Source organism: Nocardiopsis sp. CNT312 (assembly GCF_000515115.1).
Lineage (GTDB): Bacteria > Actinomycetota > Actinomycetes > Streptosporangiales > Streptosporangiaceae > Nocardiopsis.
In genome coordinates this window covers 54,777-76,732 of record NZ_KI911538.1, presented here as the reverse complement: position 1 = coordinate 76,732, position 21,956 = coordinate 54,777, and the positions used below count along the sequence as shown (strand labels likewise).

At 70.4% G+C, this 21,956-nt stretch carries 22 protein-coding genes and 1 pseudogene; 15 read left to right on the top strand and 8 right to left on the bottom strand.

Annotated features, from left to right (window positions below; all coding sequences use genetic code 11):
- The 5 genes and pseudogenes from B042_RS0120560 to pstB form a co-directional block, all read left to right on the top strand.
- Positions 1-613: pseudogene (locus tag B042_RS0120560) on the top strand (hypothetical protein); the annotation flags it as partial.
- Positions 614-692: 79 nt separating this feature from the next.
- Positions 693-1,667, top strand: coding sequence for a mycothiol synthase (gene mshD, locus B042_RS0120555; RefSeq protein WP_028649925.1), 975 nt, complete (start codon positions 693-695; stop codon positions 1,665-1,667).
- A gap of 210 nt (positions 1,668-1,877) precedes the next feature.
- A complete protein-coding gene (pstC, locus tag B042_RS0120550; protein ID WP_028649924.1) occupies positions 1,878-2,843 on the top strand; it encodes a phosphate ABC transporter permease subunit PstC in 966 nt (321 codons plus the stop codon).
- On the top strand, positions 2,840-3,910 hold the full coding sequence (pstA, locus tag B042_RS0120545; RefSeq protein WP_028649923.1) for a phosphate ABC transporter permease PstA: 1,071 nt from the start codon (positions 2,840-2,842) through the stop codon (positions 3,908-3,910). Before pstC ends, pstA begins: the two co-directional genes overlap by 4 nt.
- 48 nt (positions 3,911-3,958) lie before the next feature.
- The gene (gene pstB / locus B042_RS0120540) at positions 3,959-4,738 is read left to right on the top strand and encodes a phosphate ABC transporter ATP-binding protein PstB (protein ID WP_028649922.1); all 780 of its coding nucleotides are present in this window, start codon (positions 3,959-3,961) and stop codon (positions 4,736-4,738) included.
- Between the two features lie 786 nt (positions 4,739-5,524).
- On the opposite strand, the gene B042_RS0120530 is transcribed toward pstB, so the two are convergent.
- The gene (locus tag B042_RS0120530; protein ID WP_028649920.1) at positions 5,525-6,142 is read right to left on the bottom strand and encodes a DUF47 domain-containing protein; all 618 of its coding nucleotides are present in this window, start codon (positions 6,140-6,142) and stop codon (positions 5,525-5,527) included.
- Positions 6,143-6,627: 485 nt separating this feature from the next.
- Here B042_RS0120530 and B042_RS0120525 point away from each other — a divergent pair, with 485 nt between their 5' ends.
- The 3 genes from B042_RS0120525 to purM all read left to right on the top strand — a co-directional run bounded on the left by B042_RS0120525 (position 6,628) and on the right by purM (position 9,984).
- Positions 6,628-7,107: a sterol carrier family protein gene (locus B042_RS0120525; RefSeq protein ID WP_028649919.1), complete on the top strand. Its 480-nt coding sequence runs from the start codon at positions 6,628-6,630 to the stop codon at positions 7,105-7,107.
- 9 nt (positions 7,108-7,116) lie between these two features.
- Positions 7,117-8,613, top strand: coding sequence for an amidophosphoribosyltransferase (gene purF / locus B042_RS0120520; protein WP_028649918.1), 1,497 nt, complete (start codon positions 7,117-7,119; stop codon positions 8,611-8,613).
- A 306-nt stretch (positions 8,614-8,919) separates the two neighbouring features.
- The gene (purM, locus tag B042_RS0120515) at positions 8,920-9,984 is read left to right on the top strand and encodes a phosphoribosylformylglycinamidine cyclo-ligase (RefSeq protein ID WP_028649917.1); all 1,065 of its coding nucleotides are present in this window, start codon (positions 8,920-8,922) and stop codon (positions 9,982-9,984) included.
- Positions 9,985-10,164: 180 nt separating this feature from the next.
- Here the strand turns inward: purM and B042_RS0120510 are convergent, their stop codons facing one another.
- The gene (locus B042_RS0120510) at positions 10,165-10,395 is read right to left on the bottom strand and encodes a DUF3073 domain-containing protein (protein WP_028649916.1); all 231 of its coding nucleotides are present in this window, start codon (positions 10,393-10,395) and stop codon (positions 10,165-10,167) included.
- 254 nt (positions 10,396-10,649) lie between these two features.
- On the opposite strand from B042_RS0120510, the gene B042_RS0120505 reads away from it, so the two are divergent.
- Both B042_RS0120505 and bldC read left to right on the top strand, forming a co-directional pair.
- Complete coding sequence (locus B042_RS0120505) at positions 10,650-11,483, top strand: hypothetical protein (protein WP_028649915.1); 834 nt, start codon at positions 10,650-10,652, stop codon at positions 11,481-11,483.
- Between the two features lie 696 nt (positions 11,484-12,179).
- On the top strand, positions 12,180-12,383 hold the full coding sequence (gene bldC, locus B042_RS0120500) for a developmental transcriptional regulator BldC (RefSeq protein ID WP_028649914.1): 204 nt from the start codon (positions 12,180-12,182) through the stop codon (positions 12,381-12,383).
- Between the two features lie 176 nt (positions 12,384-12,559).
- Here the strand turns inward: bldC and B042_RS0120495 are convergent, their stop codons facing one another.
- A complete protein-coding gene (locus tag B042_RS0120495; RefSeq protein ID WP_155989270.1) occupies positions 12,560-12,898 on the bottom strand; it encodes a hypothetical protein in 339 nt (112 codons plus the stop codon).
- 300 nt (positions 12,899-13,198) lie between these two features.
- On the bottom strand, positions 13,199-14,353 hold the full coding sequence (locus tag B042_RS24080; protein WP_051415855.1) for an LPXTG cell wall anchor domain-containing protein: 1,155 nt from the start codon (positions 14,351-14,353) through the stop codon (positions 13,199-13,201).
- A gap of 495 nt (positions 14,354-14,848) precedes the next feature.
- On the opposite strand from B042_RS24080, the gene B042_RS0120485 reads away from it, so the two are divergent.
- The 4 genes from B042_RS0120485 (at position 14,849) to B042_RS0120470 (ending at position 18,389) form a co-directional block, all read left to right on the top strand.
- Complete coding sequence (locus B042_RS0120485; protein WP_028649912.1) at positions 14,849-15,724, top strand: N-acetylmuramoyl-L-alanine amidase; 876 nt, start codon at positions 14,849-14,851, stop codon at positions 15,722-15,724.
- 470 nt (positions 15,725-16,194) lie between these two features.
- Positions 16,195-16,680: a DivIVA domain-containing protein gene (locus tag B042_RS25965; protein ID WP_051415853.1), complete on the top strand. Its 486-nt coding sequence runs from the start codon at positions 16,195-16,197 to the stop codon at positions 16,678-16,680.
- Between the two features lie 36 nt (positions 16,681-16,716).
- Entirely contained in the window at positions 16,717-17,367 is a 651-nt protein-coding gene (locus B042_RS0120475; RefSeq protein ID WP_028649911.1) for a DivIVA domain-containing protein, read from the top strand.
- 128 nt (positions 17,368-17,495) lie between these two features.
- A complete protein-coding gene (locus B042_RS0120470; RefSeq protein WP_369797738.1) occupies positions 17,496-18,389 on the top strand; it encodes a M48 family metallopeptidase in 894 nt (297 codons plus the stop codon).
- Between the two features lie 19 nt (positions 18,390-18,408).
- Here the strand turns inward: B042_RS0120470 and B042_RS0120465 are convergent, their stop codons facing one another.
- The 3 genes from B042_RS0120465 to map form a co-directional block, all read right to left on the bottom strand.
- The gene (locus B042_RS0120465; RefSeq protein ID WP_028649909.1) at positions 18,409-18,882 is read right to left on the bottom strand and encodes an NUDIX domain-containing protein; all 474 of its coding nucleotides are present in this window, start codon (positions 18,880-18,882) and stop codon (positions 18,409-18,411) included.
- 63 nt (positions 18,883-18,945) lie between these two features.
- The gene (locus B042_RS0120460) at positions 18,946-19,599 is read right to left on the bottom strand and encodes an NADPH-dependent F420 reductase (RefSeq protein WP_028649908.1); all 654 of its coding nucleotides are present in this window, start codon (positions 19,597-19,599) and stop codon (positions 18,946-18,948) included.
- A gap of 427 nt (positions 19,600-20,026) precedes the next feature.
- Positions 20,027-20,797 (bottom strand): type I methionyl aminopeptidase, encoded by a 771-nt coding sequence (gene map / locus B042_RS0120455; RefSeq protein WP_028649907.1) that lies wholly within the window; start codon positions 20,795-20,797, stop codon positions 20,027-20,029.
- Between the two features lie 68 nt (positions 20,798-20,865).
- Here map and B042_RS0120450 point away from each other — a divergent pair, with 68 nt between their 5' ends.
- A complete protein-coding gene (locus B042_RS0120450) occupies positions 20,866-21,132 on the top strand; it encodes a helix-turn-helix domain-containing protein (RefSeq protein ID WP_028649906.1) in 267 nt (88 codons plus the stop codon).
- Between the two features lie 155 nt (positions 21,133-21,287).
- Here the strand turns inward: B042_RS0120450 and B042_RS0120445 are convergent, their stop codons facing one another.
- Entirely contained in the window at positions 21,288-21,863 is a 576-nt protein-coding gene (locus B042_RS0120445) for a TetR/AcrR family transcriptional regulator (RefSeq protein ID WP_028649905.1), read from the bottom strand.
- Positions 21,864-21,956 lie beyond the last annotated feature (93 nt).

Below are 21,956 nucleotides of genomic sequence, written 5' to 3'. Positions count from 1 at the left end.
CCCCACCGAGGGACCGAGCCCGACGCAGAGCCCCAACCCCTCGGAAGAGCCGTCCCCCACCGAGGGACCGAGCCCGACGCAGAGCCCCCGGCCCTCGGAAGAGCCGTCCCCCACCGAGACGCCCGAGCCGACGCAGAGCCCCCGGCCCTCGTGGCGCCCGTCCCCCTCACGGAGCCCCGAGCCCGAACCGACCGTGTCCCCCGACCCCGCCCCGCGGGAGAGCGAGGAGGCCGCAACGGGCGACGGTGAGCGCTCCGACCCTCCGGCCACGGACTCCGGGGGCGGGCCCCCGCCGTACACGGCCCCGGACACGCCCGACACCGCCGGGACCCCCGACGCCCCGGCGGCCCCGTCGCTGCCGGAGGGGCCGGCGGTGCTGCCCGACCTCGCCCCCGGCGGCGAGGCGCTCGCCGAACTGCCCCTGGTGGCACCGTCGGAGGCCGAGGAGCCCCGGAACGCGGGCAGCCGCACCGCGCTCGAACCGTCCCTGGCACCGGCGATCCTGCTGGCCAGCCTCCTGCTGTCCGTGCTACTCGCCCTCCCCCTCGCCCCCCGGCGCAGGGTTCGGACCGGCGGGACCCAGTACACGGGCAGGAGGAGGCGCTCCTGGTAGGGGTCGGCGGCGGCTCGGTGTTCCCCGAACCGGTGCACACCCCCTGGCGCCCCGGAGCCGTCGGCGTAGGCTGCGGAACATGAGAACGCCTCAGATTTCCGATGACCTCGGCCGGGACCTGGCCGACCAGGTCCTGGCGATCGCCGACTCCGCGCGCCGGGCCGACGGGGTCGCCGCGCTGTCCGAGCACACCCTGCTCCGTGTGCGGCACGGCGCCCCCGCCGGGAGCAGCCGCTTCCACGTGGTCACCGACGACGACGGCGTCGCGGGGTTCGCCTTCGTCGAGCGTGTCCCGGGGGAACCGGACTCCGGAGAGGTCGTCGTCGCCCCGGACCGGCGCGGCCGCGGGCACGGAACCGCGCTCCTGGAGTCCGTCCACCGGGACGCCGGTCCGGGCGGGGTCCGTGTGTGGGCGCACGGCCGCACCCCCCAGGCGGTGGCCGTGGCGGAGGCGGAAGGCTGGACGGCGGTCCGGGAACTCCACAAGATGCGCATGCCGCTGAGCGACATCCCGGCCGACGCCCCCGGCGGCCCCTGGGCCGCTCCGGAACTGCCCGAGGCCAAGCTCAGGCCAAAGGCCGGCGGCCGGGTCACCGTGCGGACCTTCGTCGTCGGGCAGGACGAGCGGGCGTGGCTGCGGGCCAACGCACGCGTGTTCGCCGACCACCCCGAGCAGGGCCAGCTCACCCTGGACGACCTGCTCCAGCGCGAGGCCGAGGACTGGTTCGACCCGCACGGCTTCTTCCTCGCCACGGCCGAGGACGGATCGGTGGCCGCGTTCCACTGGACCAAGACGCACGCCGACGGGGCCGGGCTCACCGACGGCACACCGGTCGGCGAGGTCTACGCGGTGGGGGTCGACCCCGACTGGCAGGGGACCGGCCTCGGTCGGACCCTGACCCTGGCGGGCGTCCGCCACCTGCGCGACTGCGGCCTGCCGTGGGTCCACCTGTACGTGGACGGCGGCAACGAGGCCGCCCTGGGGCTCTACCGCTCACTCGGGTTCGAGGTGTGGGACACCGACGTCATGTACACCCCGCCGACACCGAACTGACGTGCCGATCCTCACATTCACCGCCCCAACTCCCTGACGCTGCGATAGTGCAGCGCCCCGTTCACCTTCCGTTCACTTTTATTGGGATAACTGGTCACCTGGTCCACTTAGCTTCACCTTTGGCACGTCATGGTCCGTGACGCGAAGTCATCGCGGCAGACCCGGACCAGGTGACCGGCCCACACACCCTTCCCGAACCGGAGCCAACCCATGACGACCACGGACGCGCCCCCGGCGGGCCCCCCGCCCGCGGGAAAGCGCCGGATCGGCGACGCCGTCTTCGCCGGGCTCGCCCGAGGCTCGGGCTACCTCATCCTGCTGATCCTGGCGGGGGTCGCAGCCTTCCTGATCATTCAGGCCTGGCCCTCCCTGTCCGCCAACACGGTGAGCTTCCTGGGCAGCCGGGAGTGGGAGGCCAACACGCGCGAGAACCCCGCGTTCGGTGTGGCGGCGCTCGCCTTCGGCACCGTCCTGGCGGCCGCCATCGCACTGGTCATCGCCACACCGGTGGCGATCGGGGTGGCCCTGTTCATCGTCTACTACGCCGACAGCAGGCTCGCGTCCCCGCTCGGCTACCTCGTGGACCTGCTGGCCGCGATCCCCAGCGTCGTCTACGGCCTGTGGGGCATCGGGTTCCTCGCGCCGCAGCTCGTCCCGGTCTACGAGGCCCTGACCCGCTACCTGGGGTGGATACCGCTGTTCGCGGGTCCCGCGTCCAACTCGGCGCGCACCATGCTCACCGCGGGCATCGTGCTCGCCGTCATGATCCTGCCGATCATCACCGCCATGTCGCGCGACGTCTTCAAGCAGGTCCCGCAGGGCCACCGCGAGGCCGCACTGGCCATGGGCGCCACCCGCTGGGAGATGATCCGGCTGGCCGTGCTCCCGTTCGGCAAGTCCGGAGTGGTGGGCGGAGCGATGCTCGGCCTGGGCCGCGCCCTGGGCGAGACCATGGCCGTGGCCATGATCCTGTCCCCGGCCCTGGTGATCTCCTTCGCCCTCCTGAAGAGCGGCAACCAGACCATCGCCGCCCACATCGCTCTCCAGTACCCGGAGGCCACCGGCTACGGCGTGTCCGCGCTGATCGCCGCGGGCCTGGTGCTGTTCGCCATCACCCTCGCCGTCAACATGAGTGCCCGCTACGTCGTGGCACGGGGCAGCAAGGAGTCCAGATGAGCACGACCATCCGGCAGTCCCCGGAACCGGACACGGACCCCTTGGAAGCGCGGCACGGCTCCCTTCCCCGCCGCTTTCCCCTCGCCCTGCTCGCCTCCTGCGCCGCCGTGGTCGCCGGAGTCCTGCTGGCCTTCTCCGCCTTCGGCGCCCTCCCGTGGGTCCTGCTCACGGCAGCCTCCTTCACGGTGATCCTGGTGACCGCGTCCGCGCGTGTCGAGGGCCACCGCCACGCCGCGGACCGCCTGGTCACGGCCCTGGTCTACGGATGCTTCCTCTTGGCGCTCGCCCCCCTGGTCTCGGTCCTGTGGACCGTCATCGACAACGGGCTGGACCGCTTCGACCCGTACTTCCTGTCGGTGTCGATGAACGGCGTGCTGCCGAGCATGGACGCCGGCGGTGCCTACCACGCGATCGTCGGCACCCTGGCGATCACCGGGATGGCCACCCTCATCTCCGTACCCATCGGCCTCATGTGCGCCGTGTACCTGGTGGAGTACGCCCAGGGCCGGATCAAGCGCGCCATCACCTTCTTCGTGGACGTCATGACGGGCATCCCGTCGATCGTCGCCGGACTCTTCATCGTCGCCCTGTGGATCATGCTGTTCGGTCCGGGGCGGACCAACGGTGCCGCAGCCGCCCTCTCCCTCGCCGTGCTGATGATTCCCGTGGTCGTGCGTTCCAGCGAGGAGATGCTCCAACTGGTCTCGCGCGACCTGCGCGAGGCGTCCTACGCTCTGGGCGTTCCCAAGTGGCGGACCATCACCAAGGTGGTCCTGCCCACCTCCGCGGCCGGTCTGACCACTGGGATCATGCTCGCCATCGCGCGCGTTATCGGAGAGACGGCGCCGCTGGTGCTCACCGCGGGCTCCTCGGCGGTGTCGATCAACTGGGACCTGTTCGACGGCCAGATGATGAGCCTTCCGGTCTTCATCTACTCCCAGGTCCGCATGGGCGGGGCCGTCAACTACGAGCGGGCCTGGGCGGCGGCGCTCACGCTGATCCTGATCGTTATGCTGCTCTTCTTCCTGGCCCGGGTCATCAAGTACCTGTTCGCACCCAACCGCTGACCCCGTCCACTCCCCGCGCCGCGCGCCCCGACTCACGAGGAACATCCAGTGGCCAAACGCATCGACGTCTCCGGACTCCACGTCTACTACGGCGACTTCCTGGCCGTGGAGGACGTGTCCATGACCATCGAGCCGCGGTCGGTGACGGCGTTCATCGGTTCCTCCGGCTGCGGCAAGTCCACCTTCCTGCGCACCCTGAACCGCATGCACGAGGTGACACCCGGGGCCTACGCCCAGGGCAAGGTGCTCATCGACGACATGGACATCTACGGCCCCGACATCGACCCGGTCACGGTGCGCGGACAGGTCGGCATGGTCTTCCAGAAGGCCAACCCGTTCCCCACCATGTCGATCTACGACAACGTGATCGCCGGCGCCAGGCTCAACAGCAGGCGCATGAGCCGTTCGGCCGCCGATGACCTGGTCGAAGAGTCACTGCGCGGGGCCAACCTGTGGGAGGAGGTCAAGGACCGGCTGGGCAAGCCCGGGGCCAGCCTCTCCGGCGGACAGCAGCAGCGCCTGTGCATCGCCCGTGCCACCGCGGTCAAGCCCTCGGTCCTGCTCATGGACGAGCCGTGCTCGGCCCTGGACCCGATCTCGACGCTGGCGATCGAGGACCTCATCCACAAGCTGAAGGAGGACTACACGATCGTGATCGTCACCCACAACATGCAGCAGGCGGCGCGTGTGTCCGACCGGACCGCGTTCTTCAACCTGGCCGGCCCCGGCAAGCCCGGCAAGCTCATCGAGATGGGCGAGACCAGTCAGATGTTCACGCGGCCGGAGAAGAAGGAGACCGAGAACTACATCACCGGCCGGTTCGGGTAACCCGGGTACCGGCGCGACCGCTCAGACCAGCCCCCACCTCGGTCGCACACGCTCCGCAACCGCCCGATGGCTGAGGTGGAGTGGCGGCGGGCAGGGCTGCCCGACACGGAAGGGGCACAAGCCCTGTTCCACTTGGACGTGCTGGAGTCCCGTGGTGTCGGACCGGGGTTTCCGTAAACGCGTCAGCTCGACGGCAAGCTGCGGGAACTCCGGGAGGAAGTCGGGTACGCACGCCCTCCTTCGCCGCCGGTGCAGGGCGCGTCATCATGCTCACGGTGGTCCACAGGGCCCGCCCTCGTGAATCGGGGGAGGTCCGGCACGCGCTCCGGGCGATGCGCACCCGCATCGACGCCGGTCGCGCTGTCGACGAGTGCCGAGGAGCCACGATGGGTACCTCTGCGCGGAGAACCCTCTCCGGGCTCAGGTCGTCGGAACGGTTCGACCGCCCCGCGGTGCGTGAGGCGTACGAACTCACCCGGGGCCGCTTCGGGTTGGCGAAGACGATCCGTCTCCGACGTGAGGAGATGGGCTGGTCCCAGACCGAACGGGGTCCACGGGCCGAAATGCCGCGGTCGGGCATGGCACGGTTCGAACGCGGAGGCGCTCAACCCGCCCTGCCGCCCCTGGAACGGCTCGCTGACGCCCGCGGGCCCGTGCTCCGTGTCTGCGTGAACCGTCCGGGAAGTGCGAGCGCGGACTCCGTGGTGTGACCCCCGAGAGGGGCATGCCGGGGGTCTCTCTCGTCCGGGAGACCACTCTCGTGGGTGCTCCCGGGCACGGCGCTGGTCAGCCGTTCTTGACCACGATGGACTCCACCGTGTTCGCCACGTGCTCGAAGGCGTCCGCGGCGCTCTCCAGCTCCTCGATGACGTCCTTGAGCTTGAGGACGGTCAGAGCGTCGTACTCTCCGCTGAACAGGCGGGCCAAGAGCTTGTGGTGGATCCGGTCCGCCTGGTTCTCCAACTGGTTGATCTCGATCCAGTACCGGTCGAGGTCGTCCAGGGTCCGCAGACGTGGCATGGCCTCCGCCGTGAGTTCGGCGGCGCGCTCCAGCACTTCGATCTGGTCGATGATCCCCTTGGGGAGCCGTTCCAGGTTGTACAGCCCGATCAGGTCGACAGCGGCCTCCATGGAGTCCATCACGTCGTCCAGATGTGAGGCGAGCCGGGAGATGTCCTCCCGGTGCATCGGCGTCGCGGAGCTCTTGTTGAGCCGCCGCATGATGGCGTGTGTCGCGTCGTCGCCCGCGTGCTCGCAGGCGCGCATCTTCTCAGTGATGGCCTCTCTGTCAGCCCCGTCGCTCATCAGCTCCACCAGCAGGCGGGCGGCGATGACCAGGTTGTTCGCCGAATCGGTGAACATCTCGTAGTAGCTGTCATCACGCGGGCGCAGGCGCAGGCGCACGTCGTTCTCCCGATGGTGCGGTGGTGTTTCCCTTGTGGATGGTAAGCGCGTCGGAGGTCCGCCTCATCGCGACCGGACGCGGTGCCCCGGCCCTGGGTGCCGACCCCTGTGGTCGGGTATGAACCGGTTCACCCCTCGTTCATGTTTTCGGCGCCGGCGCGCGGAACGCCTCTCGTGTAAGGCTCCACTGCCTTCCTCCCAATCTCCGTGACATCGGGACCATTTGGGAACGTACCGTTTCCAGTCATGCGCTGGCCAGCGCCGTGTTGAGACCGATATCACCCAGGTATGTGGAGGTCAGCGGGCGGAGCCGTCGACGTCGACCGACCTCCATCCGGAGTACATTCCCCAGACGAGACAAGTATGCCTCCGATTTACTGATCTGATACCCCCCTGTCTCCTTTGAAACGTTGGGAACACCCAGACGTTCGCAAACGCCCCATGAACCCCAGGCGTCACAGGACCTCAGGCCCTAGGCTTCGGCTATGCCTTCCGGTCTCACAGGGAGCGCCCTGCGGCGGCTCCGCGCGGCTCTGGACGAACAGTTGTACGCCCTGGGTGAACCACCCTTCACGGACGCCTCCGACGAGGCCGCCGCCGCGGCCTGCGCACAGGCCGTCCTGCGCGCCGGGAAACCGCTGCGGCCGGCGGTGAAGGCCGCCGTGCGCGCCACGCTCGCCGTCCTGGCCGACCGCGCCCCCGGGCACAGCCTGGAGGTGCGTGTACCCCCGCACGGGGCCGTCCAGGCCGTCGAGGGCCCCCGGCACACCAGGGGAACCCCGCCCGGGGTCGTGGAGACCGATCCCCTCACCTGGCTCGCCCTGGCGACCGGCGCGACCGCCTGGTGTGACGCAGTCGCCGACCACCGGGTCCGGGCGAGCGGGACCCGCGCCGACCTGTCGCCCTGGCTCCCCCTGTGGCCCGAGTGGTCCCCTGGTGCCCCCCTGACGCGGCACAGGCATTAGGCTGGGGGCGTGTCGTACTCCGACGGCCGGCTCTCCATGGACCTCGACCCGCAGTCCCGCGGCCCGCAGGACGCCTGCGGTGTGTTCGGTGTCTGGGCTCCCGGCGAAGAAGTCAGCAAGCTCACCTACTTCGGTCTCTACGCTCTCCAGCACCGCGGACAGGAATCCGCGGGCATCGCGCTGAGCGACGGGGAGCGGATCGTCGTCTACAAGGACATGGGACTCGTCTCCCAAGTCTTCAACGAGGCGACGCTCGACTCCCTGAAGGGCCACCTCGCGATCGGCCACTGCCGCTACTCCACCACCGGCTCCCCGGTGTGGGAGAACGCACAGCCGACGTTCTACAGCGCGCGGGAGGGGGGTCTGGCGCTCGGCCACAACGGCAACCTCATCAACACCCCGGAACTGGCGGCGATGCTGCCCGACACCCGTCGTGGCGCCACCACGGACACCGAGGTGCTCACCAACCTGATGGCGGACTACGCCAACAGCGCCCCGGACCGCACCATCGAGGACGCCGCCAAGGCGCTCCTGCCCAAGGTCCGGGGGGCGTTCTCCCTGGTCTTCATGGACGAGGACACCCTCTACGCGGCCCGTGACCCGCAGGGCATCCGACCGTTCGTGCTCGGACGCCTGGGCGAGGCCTCCAACGCGGGCGGCTGGGTCGTGGCCAGCGAGACCGCCGCCCTCGATATCGTGGGTGCCACCCCGGTCCGCGAGATCGAGCCGGGCGAACTGATCACCATCGACTCACGCGGCCTGCGCTCGACCCGCTTCGCCGAGGCCGACCGCAAGGGCTGCCTGTTCGAGTACGTCTACCTCGCCCGTCCGGACACCACGATCGCCGGACGCAACGTCAACTCCAGCCGGGTGGAGGTGGGGCGCCGCCTCGCCAAGGAACACCCGGTCGAGGCCGACCTCGTCATCCCGGTGCCCGAGTCCGGTACGCCCCCCGCGGTGGGCTACGCCGAGGCCAGCGGTATCCCCTTCGCCCAGGGGCTCGTGAAGAACTCCTACGTGGGGCGCACCTTCATCCAGCCCAGCCAGACCCTGCGCCAGCTCGGTATCCGGCTCAAGCTGAACCCGCTGCGCGAGGTCATCGAGGGCCGCCGCCTGGTGGTGGTGGACGACTCCATCGTCCGCGGCAACACCCAGCGCGCCCTGGTCCGGATGCTGCGCGACGCGGGCGCCGCCGAGGTGCACGTGCGCATCTCCAGCCCGCCCGTGCTGTGGCCCTGCTACTACGGCGTCGACTTCGCCACCCGGTCCGAGCTCATCGCGGCCAACCTGACGGTGGACGAGATCGCCGAGTCCGTGGGCGCCGACTCCCTGGCCTACGTCGCCCTCGACGAGCTCGTCGCCGCCACCGAGGTGCCCAAGAACCAGATGTGCCGGGCCTGCTTCGACGGCGTGTACCCGATCGAGGTCGCCGACGACGCGCGCGGCAAGTACCTGTTGGAGAAGGCCTGCGGCACGCCCGAGGCCCCCTCTGCCAGCCGTACCTAGGAGCTGCTTTGAGCGCAGTGCCGCACCACAGGGGGTGTGGCTCGGGCACCCGCGGCGTTCTGGAGGTACCGGAGACGGATTCGCGGGGCACGAGTGAACACGCCGTAGGTGCCGCAGGCCCCCGTTCCCCGGGGGCCCGGGCACGAACCACGGGGGAGCCGCGCCGCCAGACGTCCGTTGAGGGCGTTGGCGGGTGACGGGCGGGCGGATCGAAGAAACACCGTCCGCCCCGCGGACGGCCCCTTTCCCTTCCGGCGGGACCTTCCGTACCCGCACCACCACCGCATGACAACGAGGAGTACTCGCGTGGCAGCCGACAGCACTGGGACGACGGGCGCGTACGCGGCCGCCGGCGTCGACATCGCCGCCGGGGAGCGCGCCGTCGACCTGATGAAGGCGCACGTGGCGCGCACCCGGCGCCCCGAGCAGGTCAACGACGCGAGCGGTTTCGCGGGCCTGTTCCGTCTGGACGTGGGCAGGTACAAGGACCCGGTCCTGGCGACCTCCACCGACGGCGTGGGCACCAAGCTGCTGCTCGCCCAGCGTCTGGACCGGCACGACACCATCGGTATCGACCTGGTGGCGATGGTGGTCGACGACCTCGTGGTCAGCGGCGCTGAGCCGCTCTTCATGACCGACTACATCGCCTGCGGCTCAGTGGTGCCCGAGCGCATCGCCGAGATCGTCGGCGGGATCGCTGAGGGCTGCCACCAGGCCGGGTGCGCGCTGATCGGCGGCGAGACCGCTGAGCACCCGGGCGCCATGGACCCAGACGAGTACGACATCGCGGGCGCGGGCACGGGCGTGGTCGAGGGCGATGCCGTCCTCGGCCCGGACCGGGTCCGCGAGGGCGACGCCGTCATCGCGATGGCCTCCTCGGGGCCGCACTCCAACGGCTACTCGCTGATCCGCCGGATCGTGGACGAGGCGGGGCTGGACCTGGACGACCGCGTCCCGGAACTCGGCGGCGACCTGGGGTCGGCGCTGCTGGAGCCCACCCGCGTGTACGCCAAGGACTGCGTGGCCCTGACCGGGGCCGTGGAGGTCCACGCCTACGCGCATGTCACCGGCGGGGGCCTGGCCTCGAACCTGTCGCGTTCGCTGCCCGGCCACCTGGACGCGGTGCTGGACCGCTCCACCTGGACCCCGGCACCGGTGTTCGGCTACCTGGCCGAAAAGGGCTCCGTGGCGCGCGAGGACATGGAGGCCACATTCAACATGGGGGTGGGCATGGTGGCGGTGGTGGCCGCGGACCACGCCGAACGCGCTCTGGGCGTCCTGGCCGACCGCGGTGTCCCGGCGTGGCGCCTGGGCGAGGTCGTGGCCGGTTCCGGCCGCGCCCACCTGACCGGGGAGCATCCGGGGGCGTGAGCGTAGATGCCGCCGCGCCCACCGCCGGGCGGTGTGCGGACAAGAACATAGCCGGTGCGAACCACGGGCGTGGTTCGCACCGGCTATATCCACCTGTCCACCGGGGTCCCGTACGGGCCGTCCGGTGGGTGCCACAGATCGGTGTCGTCACTCCGAGAGACCGCTGGGTCCCGGAGCCGACTACTTGTTGTCGGACTCCGAGTACTTCTCGGCAAGATCCGCGTAGCGCTCGAGCAGGTCGTCGTGAGGATCCGCGTACGAGTCGTCCGGACCAGACGATCCGGAGGGAGACCCCTCGTCCTCAGCGACACCCAGCTCCGACCGCAGCCGATCGAGATCGGTCCCCCCGGTGCTGTACTTGAGCTTCCGGGCGACCTTCTGCTGCTTGGCCTTGGCTCGGCCGCGCCCCATTGGCTCGACCCCCTCAACGATTGGGTTCAGACGAACCCCAGATCACTTACTAACCCGCCGTAACGGGCTGACGGCCGTCAAACGCGACTAACGACTGGCGTCAGCTTACGTACATGTACAACCGTACCTGGTCGCACCCCGCCCTGCCTACGCCACCCGGGTGTGACGGGTGTGGCCCGCCACCGGAGCCATGACCGCAAGCGGTCTGGGCTCCGGTGAGTGCCCCAGGTAACGATATGTGCCACGATGCGATCGTGCTGCCCTACACCGCTTACCTCCGCGTCTACCAGCCGATCGACTCATTCCCGCCGAGCGACCGGGGATACTGGGAGGCGTACGCGGCCTCGTCGGACCGGCCCCGGCGGATCAACGCCCTGGCGGCGGAGCACGACGAGAGCCTGACCAGGATACTCTCGGATCCGCCGGCGGTGGCCCCCTTCGAGGAGAGCGGCGACGCCTACCTGCGCAGGGTGAACGAGCGACTGTACGTGTGCCCGTGGCAGACGCGGCTTCGGTCGTGGCAGGCCTTCGGCGAGTTCTCCGGTGCCACACCGGCGGTGCTGAGCGACGCGTTCATCCCCGCGTGCGAGGCGGAGCGCGCCGAGGAGGACTACCGGGCGTGGCGGGAAGCGGGCTCCCGGGTCTGGCCGGGCATCAAGTCGAGCAACTGGACCGTTCCCCTGGCCTGGTTCATCCCGTTCGAAGACCAGGAGCGGTGCCTGGTGCTGTCGACGGACACCACACGGACCCTCCTCTATCTGACGCGGGTGTCGTTCGCCCAACGGCGCCTGGTGCACACGATCGCGACGCTGCGGGAGAAGGTCGGCGATCCCGCGGTGGCCCTGCCCGCCGAGAGGCTGCTCGCCTGGACGGAGCGGGCCGCGCCCGCGGGCTCCCTCCTCGAACTCGACTACGGCGGGCTGCCGCACCTGTTGAGCGACGAGCACCTGAGCGCGGACCGCTCGGTGGCCGAGGTCTCGGAGGCGGTGGAGGCGCTCGCCTCGGGTGACACCGAGCGCGCGATGAGGCTGCGCAGGCGGCTCACCCACCGCTGGAAGTCGGTGCGCGCCCTGGAACGCGCTAACTGAGTGTCACAACTTCCCCATTTTTTCATGGACAAATCATAGAGAACGTCGTAAAAATCTGGGAGCGAAGCACTCTCGCCACGCCGCACCCAACCTGGTACACCAGGTTTCTCAACAGTGGCGACGCGCCTTTGCGCACGTGACAGCAGTCCTGGATCGGACCTCACACCCGCAGGGCATCAAGAATCACGAAACTGGGCATAACGCCCTTTAAGGATCGGCATAGAATGTAGCGGATCCGTCACTGAACGCACCGAGAGTAACCACGAGTAGTCACGAAACCCCCTGCGGTAAAGGGAATCCGAAGAGTGCACCCCACTCGAACCCGTGGATGCGGAGAGCCGCCGCCCCGAGGGCCCGAACCACCCGCGGGGCACCCGACCAGGGGTGTTCGTGCAGTTCGAACCATCCCGGAACCCGGTTTTCGGTCAGGACCCCCTAGCACTTCGGCCACTCCGGATCGAGAAAAACGAGGCCGGAGAACGAAGTTTTGACCGAATACGCCACATGCCACTAAACGTGTCGCTAGAATCACTTAGCGTGACGCGGCCATGGGCGGCTTTCTTGGCCTCCCACGCGCAAAGTTGCTCGTAGTGGTCGCACCATCACTTTCGGGGGCCCGAGTGTCGGGTCACCGAACCAGCGCCAGGATGAAGGCTCAAGGATCGGCACACAGATCCAGGAGGAGAGGCCGTACACATGTCAACTCGCACGACCGAGGCGGAGCCCCTGTTGACCCCCGCCGAGGTTGCCACCATGTTCCGCGTGGACCCCAAGACCGTGACACGCTGGGCGAAGGCGGGCAAGCTCACCTCGATCCGCACCTTGGGCGGCCACCGCCGCTACCGCGAGACCGAGGTTCGCGCCCTGCTGGCAGGTATCCCCAACCAGCGTACGGAGTGATCTCCCCGGCCTCTGCCGATTCCGGGGGGAACGGTCGGCCAAGCTCCGACTATCGATACTGACAGCGGCGGGCGGTGTCCGGGACGGACACCGCCCGCCCGTCGCCCTCCACCATCGCCTCCCGGCGCAGCACCACCCCAACCGTCACCCCGACCGGGCCGGACGTCCGCGAGGACTCAGTCCTCGATCCGGTAGTCCAGGGCGGTCGTCCGCTTCCTTCCGAGGAAGACCGCGGCAGCCCCGCCGCCGACGGCCACTGTGGCCGCGGCCGCCAGCAAGGGGAGGGAACCACCGGCCAGCGACAGCCGGTGCCCCCGCTCGTCGGCCCCTTCCTGCCTCGGCACCGGTTCGGGGGACTCTTCCGCCGCGGCCCGCACGGCCGACTCCCCGTGCCACGGCACCGCTGCGGAGCCGTCGTCGAAGGCGGGCGCGGGCGCGGCTCCGAGTACGCACAGGGCGACGGACAGGACCACACCTGTGAGGAAGCGGCGAACGGTCGATCGTGAGGGGGACACCACGACACTCCTGCTGGTCCGATGGGGGAGGTCCGACCGGTCCGGCACGGTCGCGACGCCGGAGGGCCGGGGGCGAACCGGCCGGGGAGGGCCCGACCCGGCCCCTGTGACTACGGGTCAGGCGCCGCACCGGACTCCCCTGTGCCCCGACAACGGCCGGGCCCCGGCAAGAGTTCCGTTTCCGTCGAAGCCCTGCGGCGGAGTTTCCGGGATGGCGACCATTGCGGAGAAACCCATAGAAAAGGGCCCGGGAACGGCATCCCGGGCCCTGGGTCTCAGGTCATCCGCCCCTCACCCGCATCAGCTCTCGCCGTGGTCCTCGCCGGAGGAGGCGGAGGCGTTGTCAGCCTTCCGGCGGCGCGCCAGGAAGGCTGCGGCACCACCGCCGACGGCGATCGCGGCACCGGCCGCGACGAAGCCGCCGATGGGCGAACCGGTCTGGGCGAGCGGCTCGTCGGTCATGGGATCGGCCTTGGGAAGGGTCTCCTCGCCGCGCTCGGTCTCCTCAGGCGTGTTCTGGTCCTCGCCGTCACCCTCACCGGTGCCGCCGTCACCCTCGCCCTCGCCCTCATCGACGGAACCGGTGGTGATACCGGCAATGGCCGTGGCCAGGGACGTGTACTCCACGATCTCCTCGTCGACCACGAAGACCAGGATCAGCTCGGTGAAGGCATCGTTCCAGTGGTAGTCGGAAGCGGTCGTCTCCTCGGTGTCACCGTAGGGGAAGAGTCCGACGGTGATCTCAGTCTCCTGGCCCTTGATCTCGCCCGAGAAGCTTCCCAGGTCGACGGGGCCGCCGGGAGTGGCGCCGTGCGTCACCTCCAGGTCCCACGTCTGGTCGACGGAGACCTCGGCGGAGAAGTCCTCCTGGATGAGGATCTCACTGCCGCCGTCGACCGTCTCGCTGCTGGTCTCGTCCAGCTCGGTCCCGGCGGGCTCCTCGGGAGCGGCCTCCTCGGCCTCGGGCTCGGAGGCCTCCTCAGGTGGTGCCTCGGAGGGGGTCTCGACCGGCGCCCCGGGCTCGGTGGCCTCCTCGGCCGACGCCTCGGAAGCCTCTTCCGTCGGGTCCCCGGAAGGAACCTCGGAGGGAACCTCCGACGGCTCACCGGAAGGCTCGGTCCCCGGCTCCCCGTCCTCGAAGAACGGCTCGACGTCGCCCCTGGTGAGGGTGATGCTGCCTTCGAGTTCAGTGGTGCCGTGGGCCCCCTCGGAGTCCACGACGGCGGTCGCGGTACCCGAGTAGGTCAGCCACCCGCCGAGCCCGCCGGAGAAGGGGGTGGAGACCGACTCGCTGGCCGTGATGTGCGTCTCGGCCCAGTGGTCGGCGCCGTTGGCACTGGCGTAGGCCCAGCCGTAGGGCTCAGCGCCGGCGGGCATGGCGGTGGCGATGCCGAGGGCACCCAGGGCGGCGAAGGTGGCTCCGCCCTGAACGATGCGTCGCGCGGTGTGCTTCACGATGAAACCTCTGTGGGGTCGTCCGTCCCGGGGGTTCGGGCCGGCCCGGCCTCGCGTCCATGGGCGCTCTCGGGGGCGGGGCGGCTTCAAAGAAGGGGACGCGGACCAGGGGATGTGTGATCGGGGGGAGGCGGTCAGGTGTCACACCCGTACGCCAGGCGCTACGGGGCGCAATGGGAGCGCTCCCATCGGAGAGCACCGATCCGCGGAACCTTAAGGAACCGCGTTCCCTCCCTGCGCAAACGAGGCTACACCAACCGGAGGGCCGCATTCCATTTATTGCATAACGAGAAAGTAACTCCATTCGCCTAAGTACATAAAAGCAGGTCGTAGCTTCATATCAAGATTTTTTAGCCTGATGTAAACCCCACGCCCATCCAGGCATCCCCCTTAATGGGGACACTGCATTCCGGGGCCTTGCGTTTGAACCCGCCACCCTCCGTAATGATTTCCTGACAGCTCTGGGCACTCCCTCACAGCGGCTAGTTTGGGACCATGCCCGCCTCCGCACCGCGCAGAGCCCGTGCCCTGCCGCTGGCCGCTCTGGTCCTGCTCCTCGCGACCGCCTGTTCCGCTCACGGTCCGGTTCCGGACACGGACCCCACGGCCGCACCGCCGCTGCCGTCGCCGGAGGACGAGGGGGACGCCCCGGCCGGAGGCGGCGACGGCCAGGGGGTTCCCGCGGACTCCGGCCCCCTCCCGGAGGGTCCGCTCAGCGGACGGGTGGTCGTCATCGACCCCGGGCACAACGGCGGCAACGCCGAGGCCGCATCCCGCATCGGCGAACCCGTACCCGCCGGCCCCCGGGAGAAGTCCTGCGACACGGTCGGCGCGGAGACCGCCGACGGCTACGCTGAGCACGAGTTCAACTGGGAACTGGCCCTGCTGGTCCGGGAACGGCTGGAGGCCGACGGGGTAACGGTCGTCCTCACCCGGGACGACAACGAGAGCGTCGGGCCCTGCATCGACGAACGGGCGGAGATGGGCAACGAGGTCGAGGCGGACGCCGCCCTGTCCATCCACGCCGACGGCGGCCCCGAGTCCGGGCGCGGCTTCCACGTGATCGCCCCCGGCGAGGTCCCCGGCTTCACCGACGACATCGTGGCGCCTTCCCTGGACCTGGCCGAGGACCTGCGCCGCGCCTACCTGGAGGGCAGCGGCATGCCCTACGCCGACTACCTGGCCGACGAGGGCCTGGACGAGCGCACCGACCTGGGCGGTCTCAACATGTCCGACGTCCCCAAGGTGTTCCTGGAAGCGGGGAACATGCGCAACCCCGAGGACGCCGCGCTCCTATCGGACGCGGCGTGGCGGGAGCGGGCCGCGGACTCGATCGCGCACGGCCTGGCCCTCTACCTCATGCGCGGCTGAGCCCCGGAAACGGCGTTCCCGCTCCGGCTGTCGGACACGAGGCGGGTCAGCTCTCGGTGGTCTCCTCTGCCGGGACGGTGCCCTTTCCGCGGCCTGCCAGGAATGTGCGGGGAACGGGAGGCCGTCACCGGGTCCAGGGCCTACCTCCGCGGGGGAATGGAAACCGTAGACACCACCCAGCGCATCCCCGCCGGACCGCAGGGTGACAAAGCGTGAAGCCTACGCTGAAAGCGCGCCCGAACCTATTCGGTCGTATATAACGAAATCGTCACGTTAAATTCTTTGCCTGCCGACCGTGAAAGTCCGATACCCCCTTCATGTTTTCTCCGCGAAGGGGCGAAACACCACTTCGGGCCGAGCATCCCAACCGCCCAGGCAGAACGGCACCGGACTGACACGGAGGGTGGCGCAGACGACGCGGAACGCACCGGGCGCTACACAAACAAAGCCCGAAGATGCATCATTCGGATATGACACCACCATCCCCCGAGTTCGACACGGTTCTGCGCGGCTACGACCGCCACACGGTCGACTCCCTCGTCCGACGCGCCCTGGCCGCCCTCGACGGAGACAGGGACACCCCGGTCACCGCCGACGAACTGCGCACGCCCCGGATCGCCGTCGTCCTACGCGGCTACGACCGCACCCAGGTGGAGGACTACCTCCGGGAACTCGCCGCCGCGCTCTCCGGAGCCGCGGGGACCGAGGACCTCGAATCGATCGAACTGGACGTGGTCCTGCGCGGCTGCGACCGCGTCCAGGTGGAGGAGGTGTTCGCCCTCGCCCTCGCCACCCTCCGCGACCCCGGAGGCGCTCCGCGGATCTCCTCCGGCGAACTGCGCGCGGCACGGTTCGACACCGTCCTGCGCGGCTACGACCACAGACAGGTGGCGAAGGCGCTGAATTCCCTCGTCGACCGCCTCGACGCGGCCGAATCACGGAAAGGGAGGGGATGACCGCCAAAGGAACCGCGCCGGACGCACAATAGGAGTATGCGTCTGACAGCGGCGGACATCCGCGAGAAGAAGTTCCACACGGTGCGCCTGCGCGCGGGCTACAGCGAGGAGGACGTCGATGACTTCCTCGACCTCATCGAGTCCACCCTCGCTGCCCTGGAGGGCACCGGACCGCGCACGGAGCCGCTGCTGAGCGCCGACGACGTGCGCGAAGCCCGCTTCCGCACCACACGGTTCAGCCCGGGCTACGACGAGGAGGAGGTCGACGACTTCCTCGACACCGTCGCCGCCGACCTGGCCGGACGCGGGCTCGGACGCACCGGGGCGCCGTCGGCCCCGGTGCCCCCGCTGCCGCAGACCCAGCCCCCTCCCCACCGGGGCGCCCCCGAAGAGTCGGAGCGCGACGTGCGGCGGCTGACCCCGGAGGACATCAGGGAGCAGCGGTTCGCCACGACCCGGCTGACCACCGGCTACCACGAGCAGGAGGTCGACGACTTCCTCGACCGTGCCGAGTTCACCGTCAACATGCTCCGGCAGGGCCGACCGGAGCGGGCCACCCTCACCGCGGCCGATGTGGAGCGGATCCAGTTCTCCACCACCCGCGCACGGCCGGGATACGACCCCACCCAGGTGGACCGGTTCCTGGACTTCCTCGCCCAGGAACTCCGGAAATACGAGGGACGCTGATCCGGACGCGGACCCACGGACACGCCGCAGGGCGACCACCCCATCCCAAGCCAAGCGGAACGTAATATTTCGCTACAGGGAGCAACGGGGCCGGGAGGTCAGCCGACCTCCGCCCGAGGGGAGGCAGGATGCTGCACGCAATGCCCGGCGACGCACGGGGGCCGGAGACGCGGATGGTGATGCCCCCGCTCTGCGGCCAATCCGGGGCGTCCGGCGCAGGGGCGGAGAAGGCCGTCGAGGAACTCGCCCCGGCACCGGCGCATCCGTGGGAGCTTCCGCTTCTGGCGGTATGCGCCCTGGTGGGCACAGGGATCATCACCGTCGCCGTCCACACGGTGTGGACGGCGACGGGCTCCTGGGCGTGGACCGCTGTGGCGGCGGCGGCCGTCCCTGCGGCGTGCTGGGCGGCCCGCGGTCTGCGCTACGCACGCCAGCGGGCGGAGTCGGTGAAGATCTCACCCACGCAGTTCCCCGAGGCGTACCGGACGGTCACGGAACTGTCCGCCGTCATGGGGCTGCACCGGGTTCCGGAGGCCTACGTCCGCGCCTCGGGGGGCCGTCTGGCCACGGACGCCTCCGCCCACACCACGCGCCGCTACCTCGTCCTGCCCGACGAACTGTTCGACCCCGACGGGCGCCCGAGGGACCCCGACGCGCTCGCGTTCCTGGTGGCACACCAGATCGGCCACATCACCGCCGGACACCTGTCGTACTGGCGTCGGGTGGCCACGCTCGGCGCGGAACTCGTCCCCGGGCTGGGGGCGTCGCTGGCGCGCGCCATGGAGTACACCGCGGACGACAACGCCTACGCGTGTCACCCGGAGGGCGCGCACACCGTGCGGCTCTTCGCCGGGGGAACACACCTGTACACGAAGGTCAACATGGGCGAGATGGCCGACCGCGCGCGCACCGACCGGGGCGCGACCCTGCTGCTGTACCACCTGCTGTCCAGACGGCCGAGCAACACGCGGAGAATGGCGGCGCTGCGCGACCGGAGGAGGTACGGCCGGGTCTTCCTGTGACCCGGCGCCGCCGGACGGATCACAGGCGGAGGTGGGGGACGGTGCGCTCCTCCTCACGCGCCCAGGCGATGCGGTCGAGGATGCGCGCGTCCATCGGAGGCAGCGCGTCGGGGGCGAACCACCCCACGTCCAGGGACTCATCGCCCCCGGCGTCGAGGTCGCCGCCGGTGTAGCGGCAGCGGAACGCCAGGTCGAGCATCTGCACGCGGTCGCCGTTGGGGTAGGTGTAGGGGTCGTGGGCGACCACGCTGGTCAGTTGCTCCACGGCGACCCGCGCTCCGGTCTCCTCCCGCACCTCGCGCACGAGGGCCTGGGCGGGCTGCTCCCCGGGTTCGAGGATGCCGCCGGGGGTGCACCAGCGCCCGTCGTCGGCACGCCGGTGCAGCAGGACGTCGCCCCCCTCGCTCAGGACCACGGCCGTCACACCGGTGAGCGGGAGCAGGCCGTGGCCGACGTGTCGGCGCAGTTCCACGACGAATTCAGGGATCGGCATAGTGCGCAGCGTAGCGGCGCCGGGGACGGCAGGTCCGTCGATCGGAGCGGGCCGCCCCGCGGTTCAGGGGGTTGCGCCGGGCACGATCTGGATCGCCGACGCCCACCGGAGACCGAGCCGGTCCTGGAGGGTCATGTGGAAGAACTGGAGGGCCTCCAGTTCGCGCGCCCGGCGCAGCGGCCCGGCGTCCAGGGGGTTGAGGCCGCCGCGCCGCGCGAGCTGGACGACGACCTCCTTGGCCGCCTCGTTGTCGGAGGCGACGAACACGTCCAGGGGCAGGTCCCCGTCCAGCCGCCCGGTGGCGAGGACGGCGGCGAAGGCGGTGTTGAACGCCTTGACCACCCGGGCGTCGGGGTTGGCGGCGGCGACCTCCTCCGCCGCGGAGGTTCCCGGTTCGGTGACCAGGGAGTCGAAGGTGGAGAGGTTCACGGGGTTGGCGATGTCGACCACGACCGGTCCGCCCTCGGGGAGTCGGCGGACCACGTCGAGCGTGGCCGGGTAGGGCACGGCCAGCACGGTGGCGTCGGCACCGGCCGCGGCCTCGGCGACAGAGGAGAAGACCTCGACCGTGCCCTCGGGCGCGCCGACCAGCTCCCGCGCCAGGTCCTCGGCCCTCTTCCGGGACCGGGCGACCAGGCGCACGTCGTTGCCCCCGGCCAGGGCGCGGGCGGCGATGCCGAGCGCCATGTCCCCGGCCCCCACGATCAGCACGATCACGGTGTTTCCTCCCCGTCGGTTGGTCCTCTGGGACAGAGTGCCCGCCAGAGGCAGCGGAGAGGGGGAGCACGCGCCGGGGAACGCGGGCCGATCGGCGGAAGGGCCGACGGGTCGGAGTCGCACCAGCGCACCCCCGAGGAGTCCGTGTGCTGAACACGGCCCTTGACCCCCACCCGCCCTACCTGGTGGCCCCGGTCCTGTTCCTGCTGCTGTTCGCCGTGTTCAGCGTGCGGCCGGCCGTTCCCGTGCCGAGCCCGGCGGAGGGCCCCGAACCCCGGATGCCCCGCAACGGCCCCCGGTGCCCTGCGGCTACCCCGCTCCCCCACCGCCGCACGGACCGCAGCCGCCTCCGGGCCCCGAGCCCCGCAACCTCCGACCGGCTGACCGTCAGGAGAACGGGGGCTGCCGCAGGGCGGGAGCCCCCCGCCTACTTCGGCAGGGTGAGGATCTCGGCTCCGTCGTCGGTGATGGCGATGGTGTGCTCGCTGTGCGCCGTGCGGCACCCGGTAGCACTGCGGAGCGTCCAGCCGTCGGCGTCGGTGACGAGGTGGGCGGTGTCGTCCATGACCCACGGCTCCAGCGCCAGCAGCAGCCCGGGGCGCAGCCTGTACCCGCGGCCGGGCCGCCCGTTGTTGGGGACGTGCGGGTCCTGGTGCATCGTCGACCCGATGCCGTGGCCGCCGAACTCGGTGTTGACCCAGTACCCCGCACCGCGCAGGACCGTGCCGATGGCGTGGGAGAGGTCGCCGACGCGCGCTCCGGGCCCGGCGGCGGCGATCCCCGCGCTCAGCGCGCGTTCGGTCGCCTCGATCATCGCCACGCTCTCGGCGGGCCTCGCCTCGCCCACGATGAAGCTGATCGCGGAGTCCGCGGCGATGCCGTCCAGGGAGACGGCGAGGTCGAGTGTGAGCAGGTCGCCGTCGGCGAGCGCGTAGTCGTGGGGCATCGCGTGGAGCACGGCGTCGTTGACGGCCGTGCAGACGTAGTGGCCGAACGGGCCGCTGCCGAATGAGGGCGCGTAGTCGACGTAGCAGGACCGCGCCCCCGCGTCGGCGATCATGTCCCCGGTCCACCGGTCGAGCTCCAGGAGGTTGGTACCGACCGTGCTGCGGCTCCTCAGCGTCCGCAGGATGTCGGCGACCAGGGCGCCCGCCGCCCTGGCCCGGGGGAGGTCGGTGGGCTTGAGGATCTCGATCATGCGCGGCGCCTTCTCCGTGATTCCAATAACTATACCGGTAATACTATACCGGTACTAGAATCGCAGCCATGGTCAGGTTGCCGCTCACAGCCGCCGAGGTCGCACGCGGACAGCGCCTCGGCGCTCTGCTGCGCCGTGCCCGGGGGGAGCGCTCGATGCTCGACGTCGCGCTCGACGCGGGGGTCTCCCCGGAGACCCTCCGCAAGATCGAGTCGGGCCGGGTGGCGACCCCGGCCTTCCCCACCATCGCCGCGATCGCCGACGTCCTCGGCCTCTCCCTCGACGCCGTGTGGACCGAGATCAACCGGACCGAACCCGCGGTCCAGCACACCTGATCGGTCCTTCTCCGGTGCAACCCCTGTGCTGGTGCAGGACTCGGCTACCCGAGCCCTGTGCTGGTGCAGGGCTCGCCCACCTTCTCCCAGGGGCCTCCGGCCGCGAAGACCAGTTCGGCGAAGCGCTCGCCGATACGGCGGTGCCCGGCGGTGTCCTAGCGCTCGGGTGCGGGCCAGTGGCGCAGCAGGGTGTCGAGGGCGTCGAGGGTGCGCGACCAGGTCCGGTCGGTGTCGGGGGCGCTGTGGTCGAAGCCCCCGCCCATCTCCAGGTCGGTGTAGCCGTCGAAGACGCTGCCCAGCAGGCGGACGGCGTGGGTCTGCTCGGCTTCGGGAAGGTCGTAGCCGCGCAGGACCGCGCGGGTCATGCGGACGTGCCGGGGGCCGGCGCTGGCGGCGGCGGTCTCCGGGGCGAGCCGGAAGCGGGTGGCGGCGTAGCGGCCGGGGTGCTCGCGGGCGTAGTCGCGGTAGACGCCGGCCAGCGCGACCAGGGCGTCCTTGCCGGAGCGTCCGGCGAGGGCGTCGGCGGCGCGGTCGGCGAGTTCCTCCAGCGCCAGCAGGGCGATCCGGGTCCTGAGGTCGTGGGAGTTCCTCAGGTGCGTGTACAGGCTCACGGCCTTGACGTCGAACCGGCGGGCGACCTCGGAGAGGGTGACGTGCTCGAACCCGGCCTCGTCGGCGAGGTCGGCCCCCGCCCCCACCAGGAGTTCCGTATTGAGCCGTGCGCGTACCATCATCTCTTCCCCTTGTCCTACGGAGACTCCACTTTTTTCCTAAAGGCATTAGGCAAAGGCGAATCCTCTGTAGGACACGAGGGGCTGATCACA